The following is a 12,442-nucleotide window of genomic DNA, read 5'->3' on the forward strand; positions in this document are numbered from 1 at the left end:
TCGCCGGTCCTGTCTACGCCGGATCAATCGTCAAGTCATTTTCAAATCTCGCGAAATGCGGAATTTCATTCCGCGAAACGCACCATCGCGCGCGACGGCGTCAGCGCGCCTGCTCGATATAGGCGGCGAGGATGGCGCGCTCCTCGCTGGTCATCTCGGTGATGTTGCCCGGCGGCATCGCATTGGACCAGGCCGCCACGCGGCCGATCAGGCGAATGTTGCGATGGATGTGCTCGGGCGCGTCGAGCAGGATGCCCTTTGGCGCGGTCACGATGCCGGCCCAGACCGGCTCGGCCGCATGGCACATGCTGCAACGGGACGTCACGATCTCCTCGACATTGGCGAGCGTCGGCTGCGCCGCCGGCGCGCTTGTCTTCACCTCGCGCGGGCCGGCCGCGGAGAGGAAGAGGATCGCGATCACGCCAGCTGCGGCCATCCCCCAGACCCACCATGGCGATTTGCGCCCCGCATGCCGCTCGTTGAAGAAGTGGCGGATCACGGGGCCGAGCGCCAGAATGATCGCAACGATAATCCAATTGAAGCGCGTCGCGTAGAGCAGGGGATAGTGGTTGCTGATCATCAGCACGACGACCGGCAAGGTCAAGTAGTTGTTGTGGACCGAGCGCTCCTTGCTGGTCTTGCCGAGCTTCGGATCGGGCGCCTGCCTCGCGATCAGCGCTGCCACGATCTTCTTCTGGTTCGGGATGATGACCGCAAACACGTTGGCGACCATGATGGTGCCGATGATCGCCCCAATCTGGTTGAAGGCGCCGCGGCCGCTCAGAACATGCGTGAACGCGTAAGTGAGCGCGACGAGGAATAGATAGCCGCCGATGGCAAAGGGCAACTCGCGCTGCGCAAGCCCGGAGCGGCAGGCGGCCTCGTAGAGCAGCCATGCCAGCGCCAGGCTAGCGAAGCTGAACAGTCCGGCCTGGACCGGCGTCAGATCGAGGATCGACCTGTCGACCAGGAACAATTCGGCATCGAGATAGTACACCACCACCATCAGCGCGAAGCCGGACAGCCAGGTGGTGTAGGCCTCCCATTTGAACCAGGTCAGCTCCTCCGGCATCTGGCTCGGGGCCACCAGATATTTCATGATCCGATAGAAGCCGCCGCCATGGACCTGCCAGGCTTCGCCCTGCACGCCATCCGGCAGGTCAGTCTTCGGCTTCAGGCTGAGATCGAGGGCGATGAAGTAGAAGGAACTGCCGATCCAGGCGATCGCCGCCACCACGTGCAGCCAGCGCAGCAGCAGGCTCGCCCATTCCGATATGATGGATCCCCACATGATCTTCCCATCAGTTACGACGGCGATGCCGCAGCTTTGATGACCGCAACCGGCGGCCGCGCCCTTACAATGTGTCGCACCGATCTGCCGCATTTTCCAGTACGATGGGCTGCGGCTGATGCACATCGTGCGGGCATGAGCTGACGTGGGATTCGGCAGGTGTTTGACCTGTCGCAGAACGTTTGGGGGGTCGATCGCGTTGTCGCTCGACACATGCAGGCCGGGAGGAAGACGACGTGAAGAACAGGATTTCGACCACGGCCATGGCGGCGGGGTTGCTGGTCGCTGTTGCAGCCGGCGCGCAGGCGGAGCCGGTGCTGCAAGGAAAGGACGCTTACGGCGATTGGCAGGCCGACAAGCCCGGCACGGTCAGGCTGATCCGACCGCAGGATCTGGTCAGGCCGGGCGCCACCCGGTCGGTCGCGAGCTTCTCGCGTGTGGGGCCGCGTCCGCCGGAGGCCGCGCTGCACGTGCCGGCAGGCTTCAAAGTCGAACTGTTCGCCGAAGGCTTGCGCGCTCCACGCGTCGTGAGGGTTGCGCCGAACGGCGATGTTTTCGTCGCGGAGACGCGGGCCGGCAACATCCGCGTGCTGCGCGCCGGCGAGGGCGGCAAGGCCGCGACCAACGAGGTGTTTGCCAGTGGACTGAGGCAGCCGTTCGGCATCGCTTTCTTCCCGAATGGCGACAATCCGCAATGGGTCTACGTCGCCAACACCGACAGCGTCGTTCGCTTCCCCTATCAGGCCGGCGACCTCAAGCCGCGCGGCAAGGCCGAGACGATCGTCGCGAGCCTGCCACATGACGGCGGCCATTCCACCCGCGATATCGTCTTCACGCCTGACAACAAGCGCATGCTGGTGTCGGTCGGCTCGCTCAGCAACGCCGCCGAGGGCATGGGCACGCCGCCGGGCGGATTGGAGGCGTGGTCAAAAGCGCAACCGCTCGGCGCTGCCTGGGCGAGCGAGACCGAGCGCGCCACCGTCCTTGTCTTCAATCCTGAAGGCAAGGAGCGGAAGATCTACGCCAGCGGAATCCGCAATTGCGTCGGCCTTGCGATCCAGCCGCAGACCGGTCTGCCCTGGTGCTCGACCAACGAGCGCGACGGTCTCGGCGACGATCTCGTGCCCGACTACGTGACGAGCGTGAAGGAAGGCGCGTTCTACGGCTGGCCCTGGTTCTATATCGGCGGCAACGAGGACCCGCGCCACGCCGGCGGACGCCCGGACCTCAAGGACAAGGTGACGGTGCCTGACGTGCTGGTGCAGCCGCACTCGGCCTCGCTGGGCATGACCTTCTATCAGGGCACGCAGTTTCCGGCCGAGTACCAGGGCGACGCCTTCGCCGCCGAGCACGGCTCCTGGAACAGGTCCAAGCGCACCGGCTACAAGGTGATCCGCATCCGGATGAAGGACGGCAAGCCGACGGGAGAGTACGAGGATTTCGTCACGGGGTTTGTGGTGAGCGACACGGAGGTGTGGGGAAGGCCAGTGGGAGTAGCCGTGGCGAAGGATGGATCGCTGCTGGTGTCGGAAGATGGCAACGGCACGATCTGGCGGGTGACGAGCGTGCCGCGATGAAGGTGTACCTTCTCCCACAAGGGGAGAAGGAAAAGGGCACCGCGCTCGCGTCGCCTATCCCCGTCGCACACTCGCCCCGCCATCCACCGGCAGCGTCACGCCCGTGATGAAGTTCGCTTCATCCGACGCCAGGAACAGCGCGGCGTTCGCGACATCCCAACCTGTGCCCATCTTCTTGCGCAGCGGCACCTTGCTGTCGCGCTCGGCTTCGACCTCGGCGCGGGTCTTGTGCCATTCGCGGGCGCGGGTGTCGACAGCCATCGGCGTGTTCATCAGGCCCGGCAGGATGACGTTGGCGCGGATGCCGTATTCGGCGTTCTGGTACGCGAGCTGTTCGGTGAAGGCGATCATCGCCGATTTCGTCGCCTTGTAGGCGACGTAGGGATAGGTCGTGATCGCCGCCATCGAGGAGATGTTGATGATAGCGCCGCTTCTTTGCGCGCGCATGATCGGAATGACTTCTTTGGCCGCCAGGATGCAGCTCTTCAGATTGATGGCGACGACGCGGTCGAATGCCTCCTCGGTGATTTGAAGCAGTTCGGCATCGCCGCCGGACAGGCTGACACCGACATTGTTGTGCAGCACGTCGATCCGTCCCCAGCGCGCCTGCGCATCCGCCACCATGGCCTTGAGGTCGGCGGAGCTGGTCACGTCGGCCTTGAAGGCGGCGGCGGTGCCTTGCTTGTCCGCGATCATCGCGACGGTTTCCTGCGCCGATTCCAGGTGGTGATCGACGCACAGCACTTTGGCACCCTCGCGGGCGAAGGTCAGCGCGGTGGCACGGCCATTGCCCATGCCTTCGCCGGGACTCTGGCCGGCGCCGACCACGATGGCAATCTTGTCGGCGAGACGCATGACGTTTTCTCCCTGCTTTTTCATTACGATAGCACGCGCTAGGCGCGGCAGAAGAGTGATCGCTCGCAGAGTGGTCGCGTTCGGTGCACGCCGTCCCGCCGAACATGCATGGCTCCTTTGCCTTGAGGAAAGTGCGTGCATCCGCAGGGGCCTGCTGCTGCGCAGGAACCGACCTCCTGCAACTCCGTTTGCTGCCGGGGCGTTTTTCGCGTTACGCTCTCCTTCGGGGCTTCCCAATCGACAGTGGCCTGCCGATGAATCTGCTCGATCCACAAGGGCCGGTGGCTGCCGCCAACAGCACCATCCTGGTTGATTCCGTCTTCATTATGCTCGCGATCGTGGTCCCGACCATCATCGCGATCCTGGCGTTCGCGTTCTGGTTTCGCGCGTCCAACACGAAGGCGCGCTTCCAGCCCGACTTCGTCTATTCCGGCCGCGTCGAAATGGTGGTGTGGGCGATCCCCGCGCTCACCGTCATCCTGCTCGGCGGCGTCGCCTGGATCGGCTCGCACCAGCTCGATCCCGCGGCGCCCGTGCCGGGCACCGGCAGCCCGGTGAGGATTCAGGCCGTGTCGCTCGACTGGAAATGGCTCTTCATCTATCCGGACCAGCGCATCGCCACCGTCAACACATTGACCGTGCCGGCGGGCGCCGAGCTGAACTTCCAGCTGACATCGTCGAGCGTGATGAACACGTTCTTCATCCCGCAGCTCGGCAGCATGATCTACACCATGAACGGCATGGTGACGAAGCTGAACTTGCGCGCCGACAATGAGGGCAAGTTGCAAGGTCTGTCGGCGCATTTCTCCGGCGACGGCTTTCCCGACATGATGTTCGACGTCAACGTGATCTCGCCGCTTGCCTTCCCGGATTGGGTCGCAACCACGGCCAAGTCCGATGCCGTGCTGAACGAGGAGAGCTACACGAAGCTGATGCAGCAGGGTATCGAGACGGGCAGGCCGACGTACCGCCTCGACGATCCCCGGCTGTTCGACCTGATTTCGACCCAGCACATTCCGCCAGGGCCAGGCCCGCAACTGACCTCGGAAGCCGGGCGGTCGCAAAGTGGAGGCCGTGATGCTCGGTAAGCTCGATTGGTCGGCCATTCCGTTCGATCAGCCCATTCCGCTCATCGCGGGCGCCGTAGTTCTGGTTGCGATCCTGGCCGTGCTGATCTGGGTCGTGGTGAAAGGACATTTGCCGTACCTCTGGCACGAATGGATCACCAGCGTCGATCACAAGCGCATCGGCGTGATGTATATTCTGCTGGCCTCGGTGATGCTGCTGCGCGGCGGCAGCGACGCCATCATGATGCGGATCCAGCAGGCGGTCGCCTTCCAGTCGCAGGGCTATCTGCCGCCGGAGCATTACAACCAGATATTTTCGGCGCACGGCACCATCATGATCTTCTTCGTGGCGATGCCGTTCGTGATCGGGCTGATGAACCTGATCGTGCCGCTTCAGCTCGGCGTGCGCGATGTCGCTTTCCCGACGCTCAATTCGGTCGGGTTCTGGCTGACCGCGACCGGCGCGCTGCTGGTCAATCTCTCGCTGGTGATCGGTGAATTCGCCCGCACCGGCTGGCTTGCCTTTCCGCCGTTGTCGGAATTGTCCTACTCGCCGGGGGTCGGCGTCGACTATTACGCATGGTCACTCCAGATCTCCGGCGTCGGCACGCTGGTGGCCGGCATCAATCTCGTCACCACGGTGCTGAAGCTGCGCACCAGGGGCATGAACTATCTGCGCATGCCGATGTTCTGCTGGACCACGCTGGCCTCGAACCTGCTGATCGTCGCGGCCTTTCCGATTCTCACCGCCACGCTCGCGATGCTGCTGCTCGACCGTTACCTCGGCTTCCACTTCTTCACCAATGAGGCCGGCGGCAACGTCATGATGTTCATGAATCTGATCTGGGCCTGGGGGCATCCCGAGGTCTACATCCTCGTGCTGCCGGCCTTCGGCATCTTCTCCGAGGTGGTCTCGACCTTCTCCGGCAAGGCGCTGTTCGGCTACCGCTCCATGGTGCTTGCGACTATGGCGATCTGCGTCATCTCCTTCATGGTCTGGCTGCACCATTTCTTCACGATGGGCGCCGGCCCCGACGTCAACGCCATCTTCGGCATCGCCAGCATGATCATCGCGATACCGACGGGGGTGAAGATCTACAACTGGCTGTTCACGATGTATGGCGGCCGCATCCGTTTTGCGACGCCGATGCTGTGGTCGGTCGGCTTCATGGTCACCTTCATCATCGGCGGCTTGACCGGCGTGCTGGTCGCGGTGCCGCCGGCCGACTTCATGCTTCACAACAGCATGTTCCTGGTGGCGCACTTCCACAATGTCATCATCGGCGGCGTGCTGTTCGGCGCCTTCGCCGGCTTCGAGTACTGGTTCCCAAAGGCGTTCGGCTTTCGGCTCGACGAGCGCTGGGGCAAGTTGGCGTTCTGGTTCACCTTCCTCGGCTTCTACGTCACTTTCATTCCGCTCTATATCGCCGGCATGCTCGGCATGACCCGGCGCATGCAGCACTACGACGTTGCGGCCTGGCGGCCCTGGATGCTGGTTGCGGCGGTCGGCATGGCCGTGCTGACGATCGGCGTGATCTGCCAAGTCGTGCAGATCGTGGTCAGTATCCGCAACCGCGAAGCCTTGCGCGACCGCACCGGCGATCCCTGGGACGGCCGCTCGCTGGAATGGGCGACCTCGTCGCCGCCACCGGTGTTCAATTTCGCGTTCAATCCCGATGTGCGTGGCGAGGACGCCTATTGGGATATGAAGGCCCATGCCAAGCAGCAGCAGCTCGAGCATGACAGGCCGGAGTATCAGGATATCGAGATGCCCAGGAACTCGCCGACCGGCTTCGTCTGCGCCTTCTTCGCCACCATCATGGGCTTTGCGCTGATCTGGCACATCTGGTGGATGGTGATCTTGGGCGGCATCGGCGCGTTCGCGACCTTCGTCGTCTTCGCCTGGCGCGATCATGATGAATACGTCATTCCAGCCGAGGAGGTCGCGCGCATCGACCGCATCAATATCGAGGAGCGGCGCCGCCTCGTCAGCATGGCAGGGGCAGTCTGATGTCGATGACCGCGACCGCCGGCCACGCCCATGCCGATCCCCATCACATCGGATTCGTCGTTGACCATCCCGGCCCCGCGTCGAAGCGCATCGTGACCGCCTATGGCTTCTGGGTCTTCCTGCTCTCCGACATCGTGATGTTCTCCTGCTTCTTCGCGGCTTATGCGGTGCTGGTCGGCCAGACCGCCGGCGGCCCGAAGGGCTCCGAGATCTTTGAGCAGAGGAACGTCGCGATCGAAACGGTCTGCCTGCTGTTCTCAAGTTTTACCTGCGGCATGGCCAGCATCGCGGCCGACGTGCGCAACCGGTTCTGGTTCTATCTCGGCATGGCCGTGACTTGCGTGCTCGGGCTCATCTTCCTCGTCATCGAGTTCCGCGAATTCGCCGACCTCATCGCACGCGGATACGGTCCGTCGCGCAGCGCCTTCCTGACCGCGTTCTTCTCGCTGGTCGGATGCCACGGCCTGCATGTCTCCGCCGGCGTGCTGTGGCTGCTCACGATGATGGCCCAGGTGTTCGCAAAGGGCTTTCGGGCAGACATTCTCCGCCGGATGATGTGCTTTGCGCTGTTCTGGCATGCGCTCGACATTATCTGGGTCGCGGTCTTCTCTGTCGTCTATCTGCTTGGGAGTGGCGTATGAGCGATCAGGCGCATGTGCGGACCGAACACGACCTCGCACCGGGCGAGGAAGAGCAACACAGCGTCGGCGAGCGGGTGATCGGCTATGTCGTCGGCCTCGCTTTGGCGCTGCTGCTCACGGCAACGTCATTCTTCATCGCCGGCACGGATCTGGTCTGGCAGCCCTCCATCCCTGTTGCGCTGATCGTGCTGGCGATCGCGCAGATGGGCGTGCACCTCGTGTTCTTCCTCCACATCACCACGGGCCCCGACAATACCAACAACGTGCTGGCGCTGGCCTTCGGGCTCCTCGTCGTCTTCCTGGTGGTCGGCGGAACCGTCTGGATCATGGCGCATCTCAATCAGAACATGCCGCCGATGGATCAGATCATGCCGATGCGCAGGTAGGGCGCACAAAAAAGAAGAGCCGCTTGTTGTGACAAGCGGCCCAAGTCTAGGGAGGAAACGCCCGAGCAAAGCAATCGGGCCGAAGCCGGATTGCTGCCAAGGAACGCTCGCGCAAGGCGCTGCGTACCCATATAAGTCTAGCAACTCCCGATAGAGTTCAATTCCGGATGAATACTGTCTCCGGCTACCGCTCACTTACCCGTGACGGGCTTCCTCATTTCGGCCGGCGGCAATTATAGGCCTTGCGGAAGCCAGCGGCCTGGGCGTCGTCCTCCGAGCAAAACCAGCGGTCCGGCTTCGTGGTCGCGGGATAGCTCGGGCAGCCCCGCAGATGATAGATGCCGATATTGCCGGTGACCCGTGCGCGCACGGCGAGCTTGCCCTTAATGCTGCAGCTCGGCGGCATCGTCAGTTCCTCCGGAAACAGCACCGCACGGATTTCCTTGTCGCGGTCGGCGCGGCAGGCGGCGCCCAGCAGCGCGCCGTCCTTCTTGCCCGTGCGGAATTCTTGCGGCGCAACAAAGCAACCCTTCCAGATGCCGGCCGACGCGGTTTTGGCTTCGGCCGCGGCGGACTTGACGTTCGCCTTGGTCGGCTCGCGGGCGATGGCATAGCCAAGCTTGACCAGCTGCTCGTTCAACGTGACCTTGTCGCCCTCGACCGTGCAGATTGCTCGGTGCCGTTTGCCGAAGCTCTTTTCCGGCCCGACATCGTCACAGCGCACGGCGCGTTTGTTGATCAGCTTCGCCAGCTGGTCGCGGGCCTCGACGCCGCAGGTCCAGGGATCGGCGTGATCGTCGATGCAGACCTGGTCCAGCTCGGGCGCGTCGACGCCGTCGAGACGGTAGGTGACGTCACCGAGCTGGATCGAATTGGCGTCCCGAACGATCGCAGCCGCCGTCAGGGCGGAGGCAGCCCCGGAAGAAGCCAGAAACCCGGACAGAGCGAGAAACAAAACAAGCGCGAAGGCACGGGCGGCGGCAAATGAATTCCAAGAGGACATAACTTCTCGCTATCGATTGCTCGGGCGCCTCGTTCCTAGCATCCGGAAGTCGCGATACCAATGGTCTGCGTCCTGCGAAGTGCGACATTCGCGCGCCAGCCTTTACTCACGGGCCGGTCTGCCCCTATCGTTCGGCACGATAGACAAGCCTGCGCAGGCCGAATCGCCCTTGAAGCGGCGAGGGCGGGAGGAAGAAGCTTCGATGAAAGACCCCGTGGACGTCCTCATCATCGGCGCCGGCGCTTCGGGCGCGGCAGTGGCGTGGTCGCTGGCCGAGACCAAGATGCACATTCTCTGCCTGGAGCAGGGCGGCTGGATGAACCCGGCCGAGTATCCCAGCACGGGCCGCGACTGGGAAGCCAAGTTCTACGGCGAGTGGTCGTCGAGCCCGAATGTCCGCGGCCGGCCCGAGGACTATCCGATCAACGACGACAATTCGCCGATCAAGGTCGTCAACTACAACGCGGTCGGCGGCTCCACCGTGATGTACACCGCGCATTGGCCGCGGCTGCATCCCTCCGACTTCAAGGTGAAGACACTCGACGGCGTCGCCGAGGACTGGCCGATCGACTATGACGCACTGACACCGTTCTTCGAAGAGAATGACCGGATGATGGGCACGTCGGGCCTGTCGGGCGATCCGCGCTCGCCGCTGACGCATCCGCCGATGCCGCAACAGCCGCTCGGTTTGTCTGGCGCCATCATCGGCAAGGCCATGAACAAACGCGGCTGGCACTGGTGGCCGTCCGACACGACGGTCGCGACCATGGACTATGAGGGCCGTGCGCGCTGCATCAATCTCGGCCATTGCACGCCGGCCTGCGCGCAAGGCGCAAAATCCTCCACCGACATCACCTATTGGCCGCATGCGATCCGCGCCGGCGTCGAGCTGCGCACCCATTGCCGGGTGCGCGAGATCACGACCGATGAGAGCGGCATGGCCTCGGGCGTGGTCTATTACGACAAGGAGGGCGTCGAGCAGTTTCAGCCGGCGCATGTCGTCATCATCGCCTGCAACGGCGTCGGCACGCCGCGGCTGCTGCTCAACTCGGCATCTGACCGCTTCCCGAACGGTCTTGCCAATTCGTCGGGCCTCGTCGGCAAGAATCTGATGTTCCATCCCTATGCGCAGATCTACGGCTACGTAAAGGAGCCGACCGATAGCAACCGCGCGCCGCCGACCTGCCTGTGGAGCAAGGAGTGGTATGACACGGACCTGTCGCGCGGTTTCGTGCGCGGCTATGGCGTCCAGTTCGTGCGCGGCGCCGGGCCGGTGTTCGAGGCTGTCGTCAGCGAGCAGAAGGGGATTCTGCCATGGGGCGACGATCATCACCGCGTCTTCCGCAAGCTCAACGGCCATCGGCTCGGGTTTTCCGCGATCTGCGAGGATTTGCCGGAGGAGCACAATTGCGTCACGCTCGATCCGGTGCTGAAGGACAGCCACGGCATTCCCGCGCCGAAGATCAACTACACGATCAGCGAGAACAGCCGGAAAATGATGGAGCATGCGCTCGCCCGCGGCCGCGAGGTTCTCGAAACCGCGGGGGCGACCGATATCTGCGTCAATTCGCCGATCCCGTGGGGCGGCTGGCACCTGCTCGGCACCGCGCGGATGGGGATCGACCCTGAAAGCTCCGTCGTCAACGAATGGGGCCGCTCGCACGACGTGAAGAACCTCTTCATCGTCGATGGCAGCGTCTTCGTCACCTCGGGCGGGGTCAACCCGACCTCGACCATCCAGGCCATCGCGCTCTACGTCGCCGACCAGATGAAGCAGCGCCTCGCCAATCTCTTCGACTGAGGCCATCATGTCCGCAGACAACGAACTGACACGCGCCCAGCGCGACGACCTCCGCACCGTCGCCGCGATGATCGTTCCGGGCAGCGACGAGTACAAGGTGCCCGGCGCCGACGATCCCGCGATCCAGGCCGACATCCTGGCGACGTTGGGGCGTGACGCCAAACTGGTGGCGGCGGCGCTGGATCATCTGGCACGACTTGCCGGCCAGCCGCTCGCGGAGCTCGAGGCCGCCAAGCGCGATGCGGTGGCGCAGGAGTTTCGCAAGCACAGCGGCGCGGCGGCCGCGACCCTCGTCCGCGTCGTGCTGCAATGCTACTACCGCGACGACCGGGTGCTGCACTCGCTTGGGCTGGAGCTGCGCGCCCCGTTCCCCAAGGGCTACGTGCTCTCGGACGGCGACTGGTCACTGCTCGACCCGGTCAAGGCGAGGGCGGGCACGCTACGGCGGGCGCCCTAGCCAGCTGGGCAGCCCTGCCTTGCGCCCCAAGGGAGTCCCTTGCGCGGCAGGGAACAGGCCACCATCTGTGTGGGCCTCAAGGACTCTTGCCATGTTGGATTTCACCTCAGACACCGTCGATGACGCCTCGTCATCGCGAACGACAGCGTCTGACCCGGTCGACGACCGGTCCCTGCTGGACGCTTACTCCAATGCCGTGATCGACGTGACCGACCGCGTCGGCCCTGCCGTCGTGCGCGTCGAGACCGGACCAAAGGTGCCGAACGGCCGCGAGCGCGGCGGCCTCGGCTCGGGCATCGTGATCTCGCCGGATGGTCTCGTTCTCACCAACAGCCATGTGGTCGGCTCCTCCAGGGAGATCCGGCTGCGGGACGTCGAGGACCATGTCGGCGACGCCCGGGTGCTTGGCGTCGATCCCGACACCGACCTTGCGCTGTTGCGCGCCAATGGCGTGCGCGATTTGCCCTATGCCGCGCTCGGCAACTCCAAGACCCTGCGGCGCGGCCAGCTCGTGATCGCGATCGGCAATCCGCTCGGCTTCGAATCGACGGTGACCGCCGGCGTGATCTCCGCGCTCGGGCGCTCCATCCGCTCGGTGAGCGGGCGCACCATCGAGGACGTGATCCAGACCGATGCAGCACTCAATCCCGGCAATTCCGGCGGGCCGCTGCTGTCATCGAATGGCGAGGTGATCGGCATCAACACCGCCATCATCAATGGCGCGCAAGGCATCTGCTTTGCGGTCGCCAGCAACACTGCGCAGTTCGTGCTGTCGGAGATCATTCGCCACGGCTATGTCCGCCGCGCCTATATCGGCGTGGCCGGACAGACCGCGGCGGTCCCGCGGCGGCACGCGGTGCTCGCCGGCGTCGAGAACAAGATGGGCGCGCTGCTCGCGCAGATCGAACCGGACGGCCCGGCGGCGAAGGCGGGCCTGTTGCCCGGTGACGTCGTCATCAGGCTCGACGGTGTCGAGATCAACGGCGTCGACGATCTGATCCGCGTGCTCGACCGCGACCGGATCGGCCGGGGGCTTGCCATGGACGTGCTGCGGCTCGGCCGCCTGCGGGCGGTCGATATCGACCCGATCGAGCGGAAGCCGGCGCGCTAGCGTTGGTCCCTCCAGGCGAGGTATGACGGTGTCATGCCTCGTTCCCGGACCGTTGCTGCATGATGCCGGCCCATGAGACCTACGACGTCGTTGTCATCGGCGCGGGTGCCGGTGGCATAACGGCTCGTGGTGGCCATGCTGCGCGATGGCAATGGTGAGCGCGATCGGCCCCACTGGCGTCATTGCGAGCGGAGCGAAGAAATCCAGAATCTTTCCGCGGTGACAGTCTGGATTGCTTCGTC

At 64.2% G+C, this 12,442-nt stretch carries 11 protein-coding genes; 8 read left to right on the forward strand and 3 right to left on the reverse strand.

Annotated features, from left to right (window positions below; genetic code table 11):
* Positions 1-100: 100 nt before the first annotated feature.
* The gene (locus IVA80_RS33060) at positions 101-1,291 is read right to left on the reverse strand and encodes a urate hydroxylase PuuD (protein ID WP_247439190.1); all 1,191 of its coding nucleotides are present in this window, start codon (positions 1,289-1,291) and stop codon (positions 101-103) included.
* Positions 1,292-1,527: 236 nt separating this feature from the next.
* On the opposite strand from IVA80_RS33060, the gene IVA80_RS33065 reads away from it, so the two are divergent.
* The gene (locus IVA80_RS33065; RefSeq protein ID WP_247439192.1) at positions 1,528-2,868 is read left to right on the forward strand and encodes a sorbosone dehydrogenase family protein; all 1,341 of its coding nucleotides are present in this window, start codon (positions 1,528-1,530) and stop codon (positions 2,866-2,868) included.
* A 54-nt stretch (positions 2,869-2,922) separates the two neighbouring features.
* Here the strand turns inward: IVA80_RS33065 and IVA80_RS33070 are convergent, their stop codons facing one another.
* The gene (locus tag IVA80_RS33070; RefSeq protein ID WP_247439195.1) at positions 2,923-3,723 is read right to left on the reverse strand and encodes an SDR family NAD(P)-dependent oxidoreductase; all 801 of its coding nucleotides are present in this window, start codon (positions 3,721-3,723) and stop codon (positions 2,923-2,925) included.
* A 254-nt stretch (positions 3,724-3,977) separates the two neighbouring features.
* Between IVA80_RS33070 and IVA80_RS33075 the strand changes: the two genes are divergently transcribed.
* Genes IVA80_RS33075 through cyoD form a run of 4 tightly spaced genes read left to right on the forward strand, consistent with a single transcriptional unit; the run spans position 3,978 to position 7,828 of the window.
* Positions 3,978-4,811, forward strand: a complete 834-nt coding sequence (locus IVA80_RS33075) for a cytochrome ubiquinol oxidase subunit II (RefSeq protein ID WP_247439196.1) — start codon at positions 3,978-3,980, stop codon at positions 4,809-4,811.
* The gene (cyoB, locus tag IVA80_RS33080) at positions 4,801-6,801 is read left to right on the forward strand and encodes a cytochrome o ubiquinol oxidase subunit I (RefSeq protein ID WP_247439198.1); all 2,001 of its coding nucleotides are present in this window, start codon (positions 4,801-4,803) and stop codon (positions 6,799-6,801) included. Before IVA80_RS33075 ends, cyoB begins: the two co-directional genes overlap by 11 nt.
* Entirely contained in the window at positions 6,801-7,442 is a 642-nt protein-coding gene (locus IVA80_RS33085) for a cytochrome (ubi)quinol oxidase subunit III (RefSeq protein ID WP_247439200.1), read from the forward strand. Before cyoB ends, IVA80_RS33085 begins: the two co-directional genes overlap by 1 nt.
* Positions 7,439-7,828, forward strand: a complete 390-nt coding sequence (cyoD, locus tag IVA80_RS33090; protein ID WP_247439202.1) for a cytochrome o ubiquinol oxidase subunit IV — start codon at positions 7,439-7,441, stop codon at positions 7,826-7,828. The genes IVA80_RS33085 and cyoD overlap by 4 nt, the downstream gene beginning before the upstream one ends.
* Positions 7,829-8,042: 214 nt before the next feature.
* On the opposite strand, the gene IVA80_RS33095 is transcribed toward cyoD, so the two are convergent.
* Positions 8,043-8,831 (reverse strand): thermonuclease family protein, encoded by a 789-nt coding sequence (locus IVA80_RS33095; RefSeq protein ID WP_247439204.1) that lies wholly within the window; start codon positions 8,829-8,831, stop codon positions 8,043-8,045.
* A 202-nt stretch (positions 8,832-9,033) separates the two neighbouring features.
* Here IVA80_RS33095 and IVA80_RS33100 point away from each other — a divergent pair, with 202 nt between their 5' ends.
* The 3 genes from IVA80_RS33100 (at position 9,034) to IVA80_RS33110 (ending at position 12,200) form a co-directional block, all read left to right on the forward strand.
* Positions 9,034-10,632 carry a GMC family oxidoreductase gene (locus tag IVA80_RS33100; RefSeq protein WP_247439206.1) on the forward strand — a complete coding sequence of 533 codons (1,599 nt, stop codon included), beginning with the start codon at positions 9,034-9,036 and terminating at the stop codon, positions 10,630-10,632.
* A 7-nt stretch (positions 10,633-10,639) separates the two neighbouring features.
* Positions 10,640-11,089, forward strand: coding sequence for a hypothetical protein (locus tag IVA80_RS33105; protein ID WP_247439208.1), 450 nt, complete (start codon positions 10,640-10,642; stop codon positions 11,087-11,089).
* A 91-nt stretch (positions 11,090-11,180) separates the two neighbouring features.
* Positions 11,181-12,200, forward strand: a complete 1,020-nt coding sequence (locus IVA80_RS33110; protein ID WP_247439210.1) for a trypsin-like peptidase domain-containing protein — start codon at positions 11,181-11,183, stop codon at positions 12,198-12,200.
* Positions 12,201-12,442: the final 242 nt, after the last annotated feature.

The organism is Bradyrhizobium sp. 139, assembly GCF_023074175.1.
In the GTDB taxonomy this organism is placed as follows: Bacteria; Pseudomonadota; Alphaproteobacteria; order Rhizobiales; family Xanthobacteraceae; genus Bradyrhizobium.